Source organism: Borreliella burgdorferi B31 (assembly GCF_000008685.2).
Classification (GTDB): Bacteria; Spirochaetota; Spirochaetia; order Borreliales; family Borreliaceae; genus Borreliella; species Borreliella burgdorferi.
In genome coordinates this window covers 35,104-52,971 of record NC_000956.1, presented here as the reverse complement: position 1 = coordinate 52,971, position 17,868 = coordinate 35,104, and the positions used below count along the sequence as shown (strand labels likewise).

Genomic DNA, 17,868 nt, shown 5'->3' with positions numbered 1-17,868 from the left:
CTTTGACTCAAAACTTTACCCTTTAAATTGCTAACTTTAACTTGAAAATACTAAACTTTAACCCGAAATAATAAAACTTTAACTAGAATTTTTCAAAATGATAAAACTTTAATTTTTGCAATTTTATTCTCTTGTTTTTTTTAAAACGATTAGAATAATCGTTGATCAGGTTTATTGATTATCAATAAACCTGATCTATAATATTATAAGCGGTTTTTGCAAGTTTAATAGGAGCTATAATATCCATGAACAAATTATTGATATTCATTATTTTATTAGTCTTTTCATGTAATTTAAGTAATTCTGATCAAAATAATCCACTAAACATGTCAAATAAAGAAAAAATAAGCGAATATCAAATAAATGAGTCGTCAAACAAATATTCAATTTTCAAACGAAATTCAAGCGTTAAAAGATACACGTTCAACCATTATTACTAACCAAAATGATAATATTAATTCTACTATTAACTACCCACCTTATATTCAAACTATCTTAAAAATAGAAAAACAAGTTGACGGAAATATTATTATTAATGGGATGACTAAAGAAAGTGGCACAGAAACTAAAAAGCTTTTAGAAATTCCAAATGGGAATATTTCTCGACTTAAAGATGCAATTCAATATGGAGGAAGTTTTAGGGCTAAAGATGTTAGAGAAAATCAAACCCAAAAAGAAAACAACAAAGACTCGCATATTCATGTCGACGATTTTAAAGAATACATACATTTAATCATGCCTAGCATTAACAATAATGCTGATAGTAGTAGTAGTTATTACTATACCAACTACATAATAAATGGAGACAATTTGTTAAGAATTATTAGCAACTTATAAAAAATCTTTATAAATTACCAATATTCTTGACAATTTTAATACTATTTTTTTTATATACTATAATATTATGAAAAAAAATCAAAAAAACAAGTGCTCAGAAATAGAAAAAACACAATTAGAAATAATAAATAACCAATCAGAAATAGAAAAACAACTCCATCAATTAGAAATTGAGTTTACTGGGGTATGCCTGCTTTATGTGACAATACATTATTAAATCTAGAATTGAATAATTATTCTCAAAAAAACTATTAAAATTTTACAACGAAATTCTTAAAAAAGATAATAAAAATTCTTGCGATCTACCAACAATGAATAAATATCTTGATATATTAGAAAAAACAAAAACCATAGTAAAACTATCTTTTAAAAACCAGTCCAAATATATGATTTATTATAAAATTAATCCCCCTTAAAGTGTTTCGTTCAACAATACAAGACTACTATCAAACAATAGCAGATAAACTAAAACTACGGTTAGAACTAAACTATCCTACTACTATTTAATCGTAAAAAATATTTCTTTGCAAATTAAGCAATTTAGAAATATAAATGTAAAGACATATATTTTTATTTGATAAATAATAAAAATTACTGGGGCACTATTTGGAAAAATTTTTAAAAGAAATATTAAGTATGAATAGCAAAAATAGGCTATCTTCACACTTAATAATTCTTATTTACACACTAAACAACATTGACCTAAATTCAAAAAATATTGGATACTATAGTAGGGGCTTTATACGCCGTGCGTTTACTTTTAACATAGATAGATATTGCAATACTAGTAAAGATATTGAAATAGACATAGACTTATTAATAAAGTATCTCGATTTTTTAGAAAACAACCTAAAAATTATAACTAATAAATATAAAGTAGAAAAAAATATATTCAAACTTTACTACATAATCAATTATCCTTTAAAAATATGTTACACAAAAATTATGAACTACTATAAATAGACTATATAATGATATTAAAAAGAGAAACATCTTTAGTATATTACTAAAGGTGTTTCTCCCCTTAATCTAAAGTTGTTTTAAGGTGTATAATGGGGGTGATACCATATTTTAAATTATATATCCCAAATTAATATAAAAAATCAGGTATTGCAAATGCATTATAGTGTCTCATAGGCCTAATAAAGAACAATTAAAACTAAAAAATATATAAATAAAACGCAAATTAGAAAAAGAAATAACCGTCATAGTCAAACTTTATTTTAAGAAAAATCCTAAATCTATAATTTATTATAAAGTTAATTGCTCCTTAGAAAGAGTTTTATTAAAAATAAAAGACTACTACGTATTATTCTATGAAGAATTAAAACAATTTTTACAAAAAATCACTACTACTTAATTATAAATACATTATAAAATAAGCTTATGCAAAACTTTAGAAATATATTGTTTTACGCTAAAAAAATTTAAAAAAATACTGTGCTATATTTATAATATAAATTTAATATAATAGGGGGCTAATTCATTATGGATGGAGTAATTAACAATACATTGGCAAGAATAACAAAGCAAATTTAATTTGCTAAGAATAAGTTAATCATTCTTGTCAAAACACTAGATCATATGAATAAAAAATTATTCCATAGTGCAAATAAAAATTATGCTTATTCCTTAATAAGAAGCAAGTTTAATAAGGCTCTAGCTAAAACTAATCAACATGAAGTTGATTCTAAAACCCTGTTAGAATATCTTGAAATATTAGAAAAAATCCAAAAGTAATCTTCAAATGTTCCACAAATAAAGAAAATGAAAGCTTTAGAGGCCTTTAGTAAGCTAATATAATCCAGAAAATTTACTATAAATCGATTATATAAATAGTAAACCAATATCTATCCTAGTGTATTATGGCCTATAATAGGCCCAATAAAGATAATAATAAGCTTACTATATTACAAAACTAAACCCTCGCTATATTATGAAAATCAATACTAAAATAATGGGCACTTAAAGCAATTGGTTAAAATAATTTCTATAAATGCCTTTAAAAATTATTGAATATTAGAAAATATTATATCAAAATCATTTAATTGAAATTAAATAAACTAAATTAAAAGAAAAATTCAGATATATTTTAAATGTATTATGGCATATAATACTATAGCGCCCTAAACAAAATAAAACATAAATTATTAAAATAAATCATTTATATAAATCAATATATATATCTCAAACAAAAGAAAATTTATATAAATTTTAGGCCTACTAGCGTATCGTAGACCTAATAAATAATCAACAAAACACTGGTGTGTTTATTACAATTAAATTAATAATATTATATATAAGATTTAAAATTTTTTTAAAAAAGAAATTTGTTATAAACATATTGGTTAAAATCAATATAAATCAAAACAAAAAAATCTAAATATTAATCTAATAATATTCGAAATTAACATCACTACAAATATAAATAACAACAATAAACTATTAAAATAGTAAAATACCTAAAATTTAGCTCTCAAAAAGACATTCAATTGTCAAGCGAAATTCAAGCATTAAAAGATACACGAACCATTGCTAGTGCTAATTCATCTAATCCGCCCTTTAACTCCCCTAATTATATTATATTCAAATTATCTTGAAAATAGAAAAACAAGTTGATAGAAAAATTACTATTAATGAGATAATTAATGAAAATGGTAAAAAAACTAAAAAGCTTTTGGAAATTCAAAAAGATAATATTTCCCTACTTAAAAATGAATTCAACATGGTGAAAGTTTTAAGGCTAAAGTTTAATGAAAACTCTACAAACTCTACATTAAAATCTACTTAGCACAGCAAAGTAATTCATACAATATCTTAAGAAAAGATTCAACTCTAAAAATAAAATTTAAAAATTGTGCTAATATTTTATTATCAAAAATTAATTATTAGGAGGTTATATTAATATAAAAAAAACTTTCATATTAATATGAATTTTTAGTTTAATAATGAAAATCTTTGCACAAGATAAACTTGAAAAAGATGTCGGACATATTACAAACACATTGAAACATGAAAACTAAAAAGCAACCGTAATTCTCTACCATTCATTTTGAATGCAATTGTAACTTTGGAAATAGGATCTTTACAAAGTTTTCATATATACTCTTTGCCAATATAAAGCTAAAATAAACTATAAAAGTTTATCAAAGCACTATTCTTGCTAAACTTAAAAAGTTCTATTAATAAGATAGATTACACTAGAATTAATAAGCATAATGTACAAGTTTACACCAATTTTATCTTTTCTCAATATTTGTAAATATCAAAGCATTCTATTAATTCTATAGAAATTAAATATTTATGTAAAAGTATAATAATTACGCTTAATAAAAAAAATTATTAACAGATATAAAAATAATATAAACCTTCTCACAATAAAAATATTGATATAAATCTTCCAATATTTTACTATTCTACATTTGATTAAATATATATATTATATTTAATATTGGTTTATATTTAATATTGGTTTATAAATTTTAGATTTTAATTAAGGAGAATATTTATGAAATATAACATTATTGTAAGCTTATTTGTTTTTTTATTTTTAGCTTGTAATCCAGATTTTAACACTAATCAAAAAGATATGAAGTACCAATCTAGTAAAAAAGGACTAAAATCTAATAAAAAAAGACTAAAATCCAATAAAAAGGGATTAACCCCTATAGCAGAAGCAAGCTCAAATCAAAAAGAAAGCTAAAATCAAGAAGCAATCTCCAAAAAAGAAAAAGACATTAATAACCAAACAGAAAACACACTGCTTGATGATTTAAAAAATTTAATAGAACAAGCTAAATCGGATAATGATAAATATGTACAAAAATTAAAAGAAGAATCTTCAAATCAATATGGAATACTGGCTTTCAAAGAGTTGTTCTAGCCAGACGGAACTGAACAGTTATCTGCAAACACCGAAAGATCTAAAGCCTATAGAAAACGAACTTATAGTATCTTAAATGCTATCGATAATGATGCCTTAAAGAATTTTTCAGAAATTGTAATGGCATCAGGCCAAACACAAGGAATACTTAACAATCTCGACTCACTTGGAGGTGCCTTTGAAGATATAGTTGATTTTCTGTATCCTAAAAAAGATAATCTAGAAAAATTAGAGATCCCGGCCTTAAAAAAGCTTAAAGATTCTTTGGAAAATTTTTTAGAGATAAAAAAAATCACTTCGGAAATGTTATACAAGTTCTTATTAGACTATAAAAATAATGCAAATAGTATACAAACAGATGCAAATGCACTTAAATCTCATGCAAACACACTTTTTAATCAACTGACAAAAAAAATCGAAGAATCAGAAAAGCTAAAAAATGACATATATTCAATAGAAAACCTTTAATTTATATGCTATATATTGAAATTGTCATAATGCAAAGGCCTATCTTTAATAAAAGATAGGCCTAGCGTTATAAAAACTGCTATTTCAACAATCAATAATTATCGAAATAGCTTATTACCTCAATCACATGATAGCTTTTTAAGCTCTAACATAAAAACAGCAATCTAACAGTGGACATAGTTCCATAAAGCTTTACTTCAGACAATTTTTACCTTAGTTTTTATTTTTTTTATAAGAAGAAAACTTAGAATTTAGAGTTGCATTTTATATTTCTATCATACAAATCGATTATAATTACTCATAGATCTACAATAGTATTGATCGATTTTAGAATTATATTTTTAATATTACAATTGCTATATAGTTTACTTTATGAAAAAAATCTATCTATTTTATGCAAAGAAGATTAGTGCCACCCTGATTTATATGATAATTGCCTTCCAAATTAACAACATATCGAATCATTAATACTTTTCCCCAAACATTCATTTTTAAATACCCTTAATTGATAAGCTCTCTATTGTCAATGTCCAAGTGCTGCCCTGCTACTAAAATGCAATATTTATTATAAGCAACTTTCTCTACTACTGTATTTTTATTATATATTAAACAAAAAATCAAAAACCTAATAATATATTATTTTAGGTTCCCCCAAGCATTCTTGATAACAAAGTTATTTGATATTGGTTTAAATTCTTGTAAATTATTTGTACATACCATTTACTTTATTATAAAAATAAAATTTCCCTTCAATATATTTCCCCCACTTATCTAATTTAATTCTCTGTGTTTTTAAAAGCATTTTTGTTTTTCATGTTTTTTTGATTTTCAATCATAAATAACAATAAACTTATTTATAATATTGAGAATATTATCTAATAAAATATTAAAGATGTAAAAATTAGTTACAAAAAATTGCTGTAGTGACATAAATAATAAAATTGAACTGCTAGAATTTTATACAAAAAATAACAAAAACTTTATAAAGTTGATAATTATAAAAAATTTTAAGATTTTCTTGAAAAGTTTATCATATATATAAAAAAAGACAAGCACCATTATTAATGTTTATTAGTATAAAACCCCAAAATAATACAAATTTAATCCCAACAATATAGATAGGATCTTATTTTTTAGATAAAGTTTTTTAAAACTTTAAAAAATATATTAAAATTTATAAAATATAAAAAGCCTATAATACCGCACTTTTATTATCAAAAATTGCTTATTTAATCTCATAAAAGCATCTTATTGTTCTATCAAGCTTATGTATTCTCTATTATAAGAGCACAATTAATTATACCAATTGGGGAGAATATTTTTATGAAAAACAAAATGATTTTCTGTATCTGTGTTTTTTTACTTTTAAGCTGCTGTGCTGCAACCATGACACTGAAACAAAAATTGTTGATAAAACAAAAACCTAATATATTAATGAGATAAAAATTTAATAGCAGCAAGTAAAGAAATCATCGAGAAACGAACACTGCAACAAACTGAGCCAACAGATCAAGAACCTGTAGATAATAAAAACTGGGAGGAAGTTTTTGATATAAATAAAAAAACTTATGACTTTATAAATAGTTTTTTAACAAATGCTGAGTTCAATATATTTGCAACAATATTAAATAAACCAAAACAATCACCAAGCAAGATGTTAAATAACATAGCAATTTTAGAGCTTAATCTGGAAGAGACAATTAATTACTTAGACTCAAAAAAAGATGTCTTAGATAAGGTAAACACCTTAGATTTGGAAAAGATCAAAAACTCTCTTGAATAATTACTCTCTATAAGGAATTTTTTTCAATAAGCATAAGAAAAACTTTATTAGATCATCAAAATAATACCGGTTCTATAAAAAAGGATTATTCTAAATTAGATTCTTATCTTAATACAATACTTAATCAGTTTAATGAAAAAATTAAAGAGGTTGGAAATTTGAAAAAAATTATATTATCAATAACTGTTTCAGCATTATAAATTAAAATTTATTAATGCAGGGGCTTAAAGTAAATTAAACCTTTAGATATAAGGGGCTAATAAACTTTTTTATTAGCCCCTGTTAACATTCCTTTAATCAAAAATATTGAATTTTAATTACAAAAACAAAAAAACAATTAGATTGTGAAAACAATAAAGATCTTATATAAACAGATATCAATGAGCTTAAATCCTATGTAAGTAAACTTGCCGATGATTTAAACAACTATCTGCAGAAGCAAGAAATCTGCATTTATAGTGTCAACATATAGCCCTTGGGTTTAACTTTTTAAGTTAATTAAAAAAATTAAAAATATGATATTTAAGTTTATGTAGAAAAATATTTTATCTATTTGAGTAAGCATCAGTATTAATATTCTTTTTGGCTTAAAAATTCTTGTATTATTTCTGCTGAAAGGGTTTTCACGGGGATAATAAAAAGCACATTTAACTCGAATTTAATTAAATTAAATCCATCTAACGTCATATTAAGCTATAGGTTAAATATTTTTAAAAATTAAATTATAGTTTGCGCAATCACCACAATAATAGATAATGTACAAAAAATAAGTATTAATAAAACAAATGTATTTATAGCGCTTATAAAATTAGTTAAATTCAAACATATAGCCAATGCTAAAAATGAAAATATGCGGGATATTACACTATTAATAGAAGTTATGGTTCCTAAAACCTTTGAATCTATATTTTTCCTTAAAAAATATTCTAAATTGTTAGAATAAATAGCAATTAAAATTACTAAAAATGTGATTACAGCAATAAATATATAAATATGTGAAACTATTTTTATTAAAGCTTATAACAACAATATTATGGTTAATATGATATAAATATCATATTTTGTATGTTTAATTCTTCTAAATACCCATGCCCCCACAATATCTGATAAACTAAATAGCACATAGATAATTCCAAATATACTAATAGATATGGTTTTGTCAATAAAAATTGCTTGCCAATTTAAATAAAAAGGTTGATAAAAAAATTGAATAAAGCCAATTAAAATAAATAATTCTAAAAGTTCTTTAGATTGTAATAATGTTGTTACAATTTTTTTAAACTTCATAATATATAAACTTAAATCTTCTTTACTATGATTATGATCTGTATTTTTATCATTAGGTATATAAAAAATTGTAATTAAAAACGCTACTAAATATATTAATAATGAAATTAGGTAAATTTTTATATCAATGTATTGTAAGTAAAAAAATACAAACTCATAAGGATGGTCTTAAAATAGAAGCTAAAAAAAAGACCGTTTTTTATTGACCCATTTTTAGATGCAATGAGTTATTGTCATACTAATCCTTCATGTGTTTAAGTTGAAGTTTCAATTATTGTTACTAGAAAAAATGAAATAAAAGCGATCTATGTTCTTTATTCTAAGGATAAAAATCCTACTATTTTTTAGAAGTTAAGCATCATAAAGAAAATCTTGAAAATCATTTTAGTCAATTATCAGATTATTTTTATAATCTTCTTTCTAAATATGCAATTAAATTGGGCATATTACCAAATGGCATAGAATCTATATTCTATGCCATTTGGATAAAGATAATTCACTAGACAATGAGCCTTTTATGATTATTAATTTAGAGAAATTAACATCTGAAGATTTTGAATATCTTAAAAAATTTTCTAGAAATTCTTTAAATATTGAAGAAGCTAGATCTTTTACATTAGAGAAAAAATATACAGACAAATTTTTAGTTTATTTAAAAAAGAGATTAAGAATACAAGCGATGAGTTTCTTAAATTTTTTAAAACTAAAATTAACTTTGATACGAAAAATTCAGATGAAATATTTAAGAATATTATTAAAAACTCTTTTAGTATGTTTAATGAAAAAATCGTGTTATTAGACAATAAAAAAATAATAAAGAATTTACTATAAATAGTAGCAATAGCAATAATATTAAAACTGAAAATTTAAAAACATTTGAAAAATTAAATTCTGACATGAAAGCAATATATCGAAACTTAGAAAGTTTTATTTTTGTTATATGCTAAGAACAAAAATAGTTTTTTCAAATATATAGTTTAGTTGATATTAAACTATATATCTTTTATATTTATAAAAATGAATAATAATGAATCTCTATTTAAAAAGGCAAAAGAATATATAGCTAATCTAAAAAGTACAAAATTAGAAGAAAAAACAGAGTATTCTAACAGAACTCATTTAGAAAATTTACTTAATGATTTTAATAAAATTAATCAAAATTCAAGCATTGCTATTCAGCATGAGCCAAGACGAAGCAAAGAAGGATTTGGATCACCCGACTATATTGTTAGACATAATATAACCCAGGGTACTATAGGGTGTATTGAAGTTAAAAAAGTTGAGCAAAACTTAGACGAAATACTAAAAAGTTCCCAAATTGAAAAATACAAAAATATAACACGCAGTATACTTCTTACAAATTATATTGAGTTTATATGGATTAAAGACAAAGAGATTAAACTAAGAGGGTCTTTACTAACTAAAGAAGAGCTATATAGTGAAGATACCAAACTCGATAAAAATAAATTAACCAAAATTATAAATATTTTATTTGAGTTCTTTAACTCTCATTTTGAAAAAATAAAAAGTATTGAAGCTTTAGCTAGCCTACTTGCAAGTAAAACTAAATCTTTAAAAGAAGAGATTGAAGTAAACTTAAAGGAAAATAAAGAAAAACTAAATTTAGATATTGATGAATCAGAACTAGGTGAGCTAAATGTTTTAGTTTCAACTTGTAGAATACTTAAAAAAAGTATTTATAGCGATGATTTTAATATTTCAGAATTTTCAGATTCAATCGCTCAAACTATTACATATGGACTTTTTATTGCTCGTCTTAATAGTAAAGAAAATATAGAAATTAATTTTAAAAATATTGAAAACTTTATACCTACTAATTTTTCACTTATACAAAACATTATAAAACTAATTAAAGATATCCATAAAGATAGTGAATTTAATTACTTAAGATGGATTTTAGAAAGTATTATAAGCATAGTAAATAATATTGATACAAAACTTATTTTTAATGAATTTTCATTTACTAATTCTAGCTTAAATTTAAAGGATCCCTATCTTTATTTTTATGAAGATTTTCTTGCTAAATACGATGTATCCTTAAGGAAGGCAAAAGGAGTTTACTACACCCCTAGCCCTATTGTTAGTTTTATTGTTAGTAGTTTAAATGAAATGCTTAAAAAAGAATTTAAGTTAAATCATGGCCTTGCAAATAAAGAAAAAGTTACAGTACTGGACTTTGCAACAGGAACAGGTACATTTTTACTTGAAGTTATTCGTACTATAATACTAAAGGAAATCCCAGAGGAATCTGGTAGACAAAAAGACTATATTAATCTACATATACTTAAAAACTTATATGGTTTTGAATATTTAATGGCACCTTATGCTGTAACACACCTTAAATTAAGTCAGTATTTAAAAGAAGTTTGCAAAGTTGACTTTAATAAGGATTCAAAGCTCAAAGTGTACTTAACTAACACTCTTGACTTAAAAGAAATTACAGATCAGAAATTCTTTTCTTTTTCTTTTTTTAAAGATATTGCAAAAGAGACGAAAGAAGCAAATGAAATTAAACGTAATCCAATACTAGTAATACTTGGAAATCCTCCTTATAGTGCAGAGTCAAAAAATAATAATCAATATATATTGAATTTAGTTAATGATTATAAAAAAATAAAAAATAGTCCTATAAATGAAAGAAATACTAAAACACTTAATGATGATTATGTTAAGTTTATTAGATTTGCAGAGAATAAATTAGAGAGCAATAAAAAAGAAGGATTGTTAACTATTAAAGGCAGTGAAGAAGGACTTCTTGGAATTATAACAAACAATGGATACCTTGATAACATCACATTCAGAGGCATGAGACATCATTTGCTAAGCACTTTTGATGAAATCTACATCCTTAATCTACATGGTAGTTCGCGTAAAAAAGAAAAAACTGACGATGGTAGTATAGATGAAAATGTATTTGACATTCAAACTGGGGTTGCAATTGCTATTTTTGCTAAATATAAAGAAAAAGAAAAAAAGAATGAACTGGCTAATGTATACTACAGCAGTATAAAAGGAAAAAGAGATCATAAATATGATTTTTTAAATAAAAATCATATTTATGATCTTAATTTTGAAAAACTTGACTATAAAGAGCCTAATTATTTTTTTCTTAAAAAAGATTTATCAAATGAAGATATTTATAATAAAGGAAAATCTTTAATAGATATTTTTAATGAATTTAATGTTGGAATAGTAACTAGAAAAGACAAAATAGCGATTGATTATACAAAAGATAACCTTATGGATAAACTTAGGGATTTTGCATATTTACCAGAACAAGATGCAAGGAACAAATATGATATAGAAAAAGATTCTATGTTTTGGAAGTTATCAGAAATTCAAAAATTTTTAAAAAATACCAATTTTAATAAAAGTTATGTTAAAGAAATATCATATAGACCATTTGATAATAGATTTACTTATTATTCTAAAAATAAAGGGGTTGTAGTAGAGCCAAGATATAAAACAATGAAACATATTTTAGAAATTGAAGGCAATATAGGACTTGTTACAACAAGGCTTTTATCAACAAATAGTTTTAAACATGCTTTGGTTACTTCTGAAATTTCGGATAAATGTTTTGTTTCAAATAAAGGTAGTGAATCATGCTATCTTTTTCCACTTTATATAAAAGAAAATCAAGGTGTATTTAAAAATATAAAAAAAGAAAACTTTAAGAAGGATGAAAAGGACAATAAAGATATTTTTAGAGAATTTATTAATACTAAATACAGTAAAATATTTACTCCAGAAGAAATATTTGGTTATATCTATGCAGTGCTATACTCAAATACTTATAGAGAAAAATTCTACGAATTTTTAAAAATAGACTATCCTAAGATTATTTTTGTAAATAATGTAGATGCATTTTTAGAGCTTAGTAAGCTTGGAACTAAACTCATTAATTCTCATTTATTAAAAGATAATTTAAAGCTCAACAATAGTATTGGTAATCACACTGGAGACTATAATCGTATTGTAGAGAAAATTACTTATAAAGAAGACACAAAAGAACTTTACTATAATTCAACATGTTGTTTTACTAATGTAGCTAAAGAAGTATATGAATACAAAATTGGAAGTTATCAAGTGCTTAAAAGTTACTTAAAGTACAGAAAAGGGAAAGAACTTATTATTAATGAAAATGAAGACGAAATTGAACATCTTGAGAAAGTTATAAAAGTGCTTAGCTATACAATTAATGTACAAAAAGAAATTGACGAAATAATACAAAATCTTAAAGAATTTAATGAATAAATATAAATAGAATTATAATATCACTACACGCCAAGTGATATTATAATTCTATTTTCTTTTTTTGTACTTTCTTTCTTTTCTATAAGATTAATACTTTGTGAAGGTTCTAGAAAATACATTCTATTGTCTTTATAGATACTTTCATTCGTTCTATTTTAAGCGCGTCTAATACTTTATTGGCAAAGAAAAACATATATTTATCACTTGATTTATTTATCATATCTAAACATTTAACAGATATGCAAACTAATGGTACCGCCATTCATTAATGCGGTACTTTCAAAATTTGGATTGAGCTCTAATTGGTGTTACAAACCAGTAAAACCAATTAGTCAAAAAGAACAAGCCAAAATTGATGAAAAACATGCAAAAACCTTAGCAACTTATGTGGAGCTTTTAAGTAAAGCAAAAGAAATGGGAAATGATAGTTTGTATTTAAAAATACAAGATGAAATGAATCAGTACTTGCAAATTTAGAAAATTTAATTTTAAGGAGGGCAATATGCAAGAACAAATAAATGAAGAAACTGTTACAATTCCTGAATCTTTGCCAAAAAATGACAAAGAACTTGTAACAATATCTTCAGAAGAATATGAACGGTTAGTGGCTGATGAAAAAAATTGCCAGACATGATATCACGAGAAGATTTTGAAAAACGACTTGCTGAGGCTGAGAGTAACTTTACGAAAGCTTGAAAACAAGCCGAAAGGCAAACCGAGGTTAATGCTTTCAAAGATTCCAAAATTTTGTCAAATTTTGAGAAAGCTTGTGAGCAGTATGAAATTGCTCCACCTTTTGCAAATATTCTGAGTGTAAAAGACGCTAAGCTTGCATTTTTGGATGCAATGAAAAAAAGTACAACATTAAGTTCAAAATTGACTAGGAAGGAGACCTTGATTCGCAAATAGACAATATCAGTTTTCTAGTACAAGAACTTACAGCGTACAAGCAAATGGTAAATAAAAGAAATCGATGTACAGGTCAAATTATTAACAATACAAAAGCACAAAAATACAAAAGTAAATTTGCTTTTTTTGGGGGGGTAAATCTAGATAAAAATAGACTAGTATCTATCTAAAAGAAAAAGAAAGTCGTGAAAGAAAAATACGATTAACCCTACCCCATATAGATGAAGAAAGTGCTTTACAGAAACTGAATGATGAAATCAATGAAAAGAACAAAGCGTTCGTAGAAAAATATGGAAAAAGTTTCGAAACTCTGAACGAGTCTAACAGGCAAGTTGTAATCGCACTTGAAAATCAGGTTAAGGAATTTGAAAAAACCTCTTTAGATCGATCTTTTGTCGAGGCTCAAAAAGCTCTGCAAAAAAGAAATAACCGACTTAGAGTAGAAAACAATGTTACTTCCAGCAAAAGAAAGAGCAAGTGCTGAAGAAAAGATGGCATCCGACATTCAATTAATGTACAAAAAATTCGTGAATGAGCACAAATCGCAATTCGAAAAGCTAAATGAAACCATCAGAAACTCTCTAAAACAAATGGCTGAGAAAGCTAAAGATACGTCAAAAAGCTTATATGACCGCATGTTAGACGGCCTAAAGGCCTTTATGAAAGATCTATCGGTCAGCTGTAATTTTTTGAATCAGGATATGGGAGAAAGTATTGGAGAAGCAATTCATGATGGGCATTGGGGTGAAGTTTTGGAAAAAATGTCAAAACAAATGTACGAAACTTGGAAAAGTGGGTTAAAAGCCGCTGAAAAAATTCTTGGACCTTGGGGAGAAGCTGTTGCAGAACTTATAACAGCATTGACCGATTTTATTTGGGGAATTTTCAAAGGGCATGAAAAAGCGAGAATTAAAGCAGTTGAAAAAAACGGGACTAAGATTTGGAGGAACTTAAAAAACTAAGTGAAGTTTAACTTCAAAAGCTTGAAGATCGTTTTGATGCAGAAATCAAAATGAAAAAAGAAAAATTGAGCGAATTAGATGATGTATACACTAAAGAAATAAAATTTCTCAAACAGGCTCAAAGTAAAGGACAAATATCTGGTGAATAATTTCAAAAAAGATTACACGATGTACAAACACAATATAAAACAAAAAAAGATATAGAAACCACCCAACTTACTAAGACCGAAGAGACTAAAAACCTAGAAGTAGAACGCAAAAACAAACTTTCTAAACCAGAGCCCGAACGAATAAAAGCACAGGCCGAAGTTGATAAGGTAAATGATGAAAATTGGTGGAATTTGGGCAAGGCCGATAGGTTAAGAAAGATGCAAAAAATTTTAGACGAAATACTAAAAAGAATTGCAACAGTAAAATCAGCTGGATCTATTGAAGAGATAACACTTGCTCATGGTTGTGAACGATTTGTTTCAAATAAACCGACATATATACCAAACTTAGGTGTAATGTCTAGTGAGTTTGGGCAACCCGAATTGGTAAGAATAACTCCTGCACCAATAGATGCAAATTTATGCAAACTTGAAGCTAAAATTATTTCAGAAGAAATTACTAAATTACAAAAGACCCAAAGCAGTACAGTTGTAAATAATTTTTACTACAACTTTTATGGAGATGTGCTTGATGCTGAAAAATTAGTTAGAATGCTAAAATCAAAAGAACATTTAATGACATTTAGAATGGCAGAATAGAGAAATATGAAAATTTTTTTCATATTTCTTGATATTTTATATTTTTTAGCATATAACATTTGTATTGATAGTTACATAATAAATTATGAACTATCAATACCTTGTAAAAGACCATTAGCAAAAGCTAATGGTCTTTTACTCTACTAGGAAAATCACAACACTTTTTTAAAAAATCTTCGAGCCAAAATGTTGAAAATTATGCACCATTTAAACTATAATAGTTTTATTAATAAGGATTAATAAAAAAGTTTGAATAAACGATAAATTGGAGATTCAATATGATATCAGTTATATCTCTATAACAATAATTATTGTTATAAAACTAAAAGGTTATTATCAAAAAACCTTAGGCTTAAAAAAATAATCAGCATAATAAATTTTCTAAATAAAAAGTTCGAAGAAAATTGTAATATTAATCTTCATAAAGAAGATATTACAAATACTGCACTTTGTATTCTTATACACCACCAACAAGACATATTAAATATACTAAATTCATTTATAATCAAAGAAGGGTATAAGCCAACTACAATTCGTACATTACGAGAAGATTTAAGATTTTTAATTAAAATTAAAGCAATTAATAAAAAAATTCTAACATTTTCAAATAACATAGGACAATTTAAAGGCAAGCTTTGTATATACCAAACTTCTAGAATTTCATACTCAATAATTGATACTTATTTTTCTAGTATCAAGCTTGAGTTATCCAAAAAAATAAAATCAAATAAAGAAAAATTAAAGTCTAAAAATGTCACTGTATATAATAAAAAATTAATAAAAAATAATAATAAGAATTCAAGAAATTCTCTTTTTGAAAAGATAAAAAAAATCGTAGCATGTACACAATCTCCAGAAAAAACTCTAAAAAATGCACTTTTATCCAATATTTCTCCCATTTTTATACTCGGATTTCTTGTAACAAGATACCCTTCAAAGTTATTCGTAATTGGTAATACATACGCAGTACTACTAAACTCACATACATCTACACATATCCCATACATATCAGTATCAGCACCAACTTCAACATATATAGAGTTCTCTTTTGGAACAAGTTTAACCCCACGCTTATATGGAAAACTATTTGCTGGATCATAAAGGTATTCTTCTATTTTGTCTGCAAAGCTTGAACATGTAAAAGAATAAGCATTAACTCGCTCATTCTTTAATTTAAAACAACCACCCGAACTACTAAAAACCCTATTTTCAATCGAACTCATTGATTTTGAATATTTTTTAAATTTTAAAAGAACATCGTCAAGTTCTTTAACTGAATCTAAATAAGGATCTTTTGCTTGTACTTCTTCAGCCTGTCTTGTTTGACGTTTAGATCTAGGAGCAGCTGGAATTTCTGATTCTAACCCTAATTGTGGATTATCATCAACATTAGGAGATTTAGCTTGCCCTTTGCCTTTTAAAGCCATAATTTAATTACCTTTTAAAGCTCTATTCCCAAAAACACTAGCAAGCACTATAGATAACTCTTCAGTTAATTTATGTACTTTTGAAAGTGCTATAGCATTAACAGATTTATCATTTCCCCCATTCTTTTCAAGCTCTCCTTGTGCATTAAAATGCAGCTTATCACCCGGATTCACACCATTTTGTCCATTTTTCTTAAATGTTAAATACCCTGTGAAGTTATTTGTAATTGGAACTACAGTTGCCATGCCAGTAAACTCATCTATATCAGTGCATATTCCGTACAAGTCATCCCCACCACCAGCCTCAACTTCTAGTTCTGTTGTACCATCTGCACTAAAACTAAGCTTGACGCCACGCTTGTATGGATACCCTTTAGCAGGATAATTTTCTATTTTGTCTTTACTACTAGTAAAAACTCCATCCGAATTGGAGTAAATTAGATTTTTATCTCTAAAATCTATAGAATTACTAAGCAAACCAGCATCTTGCTGAGGATTTTTCATTAATGCTTTAATTTCTGCAACTTTTTTATCAAACTCTTCTTTTATTTTTGTAATACCATCGCTCATTAAAAACTCCTTTAAGCAATACTTGTTCTTTTATGTCTTTTTAGATTTTCATAAAATTGAATTCGTCTTTGCTTGTAAGTATTACTTATCGCTTGTACAAATTCTGTGAAATTAATAGGCACAAAATTAGAATTAAGCAAACTTGCTCTTTCTTCTGACTTAATAGCAATATTCCCCTTAATAGAGTCAACAGAAGAAGAATTGCTACTCGCATTTTTTCTTAATTTAATATTCACTTTTGCTAAAGAAACAAGTTGCTCTAATATCTCTCCATCGATATGACTTATGTCTGATACTTTGGCAATAGCTTTAATTTGCTCAATTGGAACGAACTTGCGTACAAGTTCTCTACGTTGTGCTTGCATAATGTCTTTTAATGTATGTCCTTTTGCAAGTAGCACCTCTTTGTTAAAATGATTGCTAAGATGTGTTTTTGCAAGTGTATCAATTTCATTAATTCGCTCAGCCTCTAGTAACAATTGCTTTTCAATACGCTCCCGCTCTTCAACTTCTGTAAGTTCTTTTGTTATTCGTTCATTTATACTTAAATCTCGACTTGTCTCTTTAGATTTACTATTTGCCTGCTCTTTAAAACGCATGTACTCTTCAAATTCCTGCGCACTTATAACTTTAGTATCAGCCTTATTTTGCTGCTCTTCTTTATCTTGTGCTTGCAGGTCTTCTTTTTCTTCTTTCTCAGGCATCTTTTAACTCC

Annotated in this window: 18 protein-coding genes and 2 pseudogenes; 15 read left to right on the top strand and 5 right to left on the bottom strand. The window is 25.6% G+C overall.

Annotated elements, in window-relative coordinates; genetic code table 11:
• Window positions 1–363 precede the first annotated feature (363 nt).
• The 8 genes and pseudogenes from BB_RS07730 to BB_RS08085 all read left to right on the top strand — a co-directional run bounded on the left by BB_RS07730 (window position 364) and on the right by BB_RS08085 (window position 7,171).
• Window positions 364–837 carry a hypothetical protein gene (locus tag BB_RS07730; RefSeq protein WP_010883942.1) on the top strand — a complete coding sequence of 158 codons (474 nt, stop codon included), beginning with the start codon at window positions 364–366 and terminating at the stop codon, window positions 835–837.
• A gap of 67 nt (window positions 838–904) precedes the next feature.
• The gene (locus BB_RS07725; protein WP_012614969.1) at window positions 905–1,054 is read left to right on the top strand and encodes a hypothetical protein; all 150 of its coding nucleotides are present in this window, start codon (window positions 905–907) and stop codon (window positions 1,052–1,054) included.
• 389 nt (window positions 1,055–1,443) lie between these two features.
• Window positions 1,444–1,800, top strand: a complete 357-nt coding sequence (locus tag BB_RS07720) for a hypothetical protein (protein WP_010883928.1) — start codon at window positions 1,444–1,446, stop codon at window positions 1,798–1,800.
• A gap of 621 nt (window positions 1,801–2,421) precedes the next feature.
• Window positions 2,422–2,577 carry a hypothetical protein gene (locus BB_RS07910; RefSeq protein WP_011117331.1) on the top strand — a complete coding sequence of 52 codons (156 nt, stop codon included), beginning with the start codon at window positions 2,422–2,424 and terminating at the stop codon, window positions 2,575–2,577.
• A gap of 856 nt (window positions 2,578–3,433) precedes the next feature.
• Window positions 3,434–3,628: a hypothetical protein gene (locus tag BB_RS07710; protein ID WP_083013076.1), complete on the top strand. Its 195-nt coding sequence runs from the start codon at window positions 3,434–3,436 to the stop codon at window positions 3,626–3,628.
• Window positions 3,629–4,345: 717 nt separating this feature from the next.
• A pseudogene (locus BB_RS08090) lies at window positions 4,346–5,188 on the top strand (virulence associated lipoprotein).
• Between the two features lie 1,654 nt (window positions 5,189–6,842).
• Window positions 6,843–6,971, top strand: a complete 129-nt coding sequence (locus BB_RS07965; RefSeq protein WP_012672633.1) for a hypothetical protein — start codon at window positions 6,843–6,845, stop codon at window positions 6,969–6,971.
• Window positions 6,968–7,171 (top strand): CRASP family complement regulator-acquiring lipoprotein, encoded by a 204-nt coding sequence (locus tag BB_RS08085; RefSeq protein ID WP_080673097.1) that lies wholly within the window; start codon window positions 6,968–6,970, stop codon window positions 7,169–7,171. The genes BB_RS07965 and BB_RS08085 overlap by 4 nt, the downstream gene beginning before the upstream one ends.
• Window positions 7,172–7,988: 817 nt before the next feature.
• Here BB_RS08085 and BB_RS07900 read toward each other — a convergent pair.
• Window positions 7,989–8,258, bottom strand: coding sequence for a hypothetical protein (locus BB_RS07900; RefSeq protein WP_012672645.1), 270 nt, complete (start codon window positions 8,256–8,258; stop codon window positions 7,989–7,991).
• Window positions 8,259–8,739: 481 nt separating this feature from the next.
• Here BB_RS07900 and BB_RS07695 point away from each other — a divergent pair, with 481 nt between their 5' ends.
• Window positions 8,740–9,057 carry a hypothetical protein gene (locus BB_RS07695; RefSeq protein WP_024705875.1) on the top strand — a complete coding sequence of 106 codons (318 nt, stop codon included), beginning with the start codon at window positions 8,740–8,742 and terminating at the stop codon, window positions 9,055–9,057.
• A gap of 218 nt (window positions 9,058–9,275) precedes the next feature.
• Entirely contained in the window at window positions 9,276–12,536 is a 3,261-nt protein-coding gene (locus tag BB_RS07690) for a type ISP restriction/modification enzyme (RefSeq protein ID WP_010883927.1), read from the top strand.
• A 106-nt stretch (window positions 12,537–12,642) separates the two neighbouring features.
• Here BB_RS07690 and BB_RS07765 read toward each other — a convergent pair whose 3' ends face one another.
• Window positions 12,643–12,798: a hypothetical protein gene (locus BB_RS07765; protein WP_012672640.1), complete on the bottom strand. Its 156-nt coding sequence runs from the start codon at window positions 12,796–12,798 to the stop codon at window positions 12,643–12,645.
• Here BB_RS07765 and BB_RS07685 point away from each other — a divergent pair.
• The 5 genes and pseudogenes from BB_RS07685 to BB_RS07665 form a co-directional block, all read left to right on the top strand.
• A complete protein-coding gene (locus BB_RS07685; protein ID WP_024705874.1) occupies window positions 12,786–13,013 on the top strand; it encodes a hypothetical protein in 228 nt (75 codons plus the stop codon). The genes BB_RS07765 and BB_RS07685 overlap by 13 nt on opposite strands.
• Window positions 13,014–13,038: 25 nt before the next feature.
• On the top strand, window positions 13,039–13,170 hold the full coding sequence (locus BB_RS07960; protein WP_257730686.1) for a hypothetical protein: 132 nt from the start codon (window positions 13,039–13,041) through the stop codon (window positions 13,168–13,170).
• An 865-nt stretch (window positions 13,171–14,035) separates the two neighbouring features.
• Window positions 14,036–14,407, top strand: coding sequence for a hypothetical protein (locus BB_RS07675; RefSeq protein WP_244264100.1), 372 nt, complete (start codon window positions 14,036–14,038; stop codon window positions 14,405–14,407).
• Between the two features lie 368 nt (window positions 14,408–14,775).
• Window positions 14,776–15,156 carry a hypothetical protein gene (locus BB_RS07895; RefSeq protein WP_231013320.1) on the top strand — a complete coding sequence of 127 codons (381 nt, stop codon included), beginning with the start codon at window positions 14,776–14,778 and terminating at the stop codon, window positions 15,154–15,156.
• Window positions 15,157–15,516: 360 nt separating this feature from the next.
• Window positions 15,517–15,930, top strand: a pseudogene (locus BB_RS07665) (plasmid maintenance protein); the annotation flags it as partial.
• On the opposite strand, the gene BB_RS07660 reads toward BB_RS07665, so the two are convergent.
• From BB_RS07660 to BB_RS07650, 3 genes are read right to left on the bottom strand one after another with little or no spacing between them, the layout of a single operon-like run.
• Window positions 15,837–16,583: a DUF228 domain-containing protein gene (locus BB_RS07660; protein ID WP_010883940.1), complete on the bottom strand. Its 747-nt coding sequence runs from the start codon at window positions 16,581–16,583 to the stop codon at window positions 15,837–15,839. The pseudogene BB_RS07665 and the gene BB_RS07660 sit on opposite strands and share 94 nt — an antisense overlap.
• 3 nt (window positions 16,584–16,586) lie before the next feature.
• A complete protein-coding gene (locus tag BB_RS07655; protein ID WP_010883939.1) occupies window positions 16,587–17,153 on the bottom strand; it encodes a DUF228 domain-containing protein in 567 nt (188 codons plus the stop codon).
• 11 nt (window positions 17,154–17,164) lie between these two features.
• Entirely contained in the window at window positions 17,165–17,857 is a 693-nt protein-coding gene (locus tag BB_RS07650) for a DUF1357 domain-containing protein (RefSeq protein WP_010883938.1), read from the bottom strand.
• Between the last annotated feature and the right edge of the window lie 11 nt (window positions 17,858–17,868).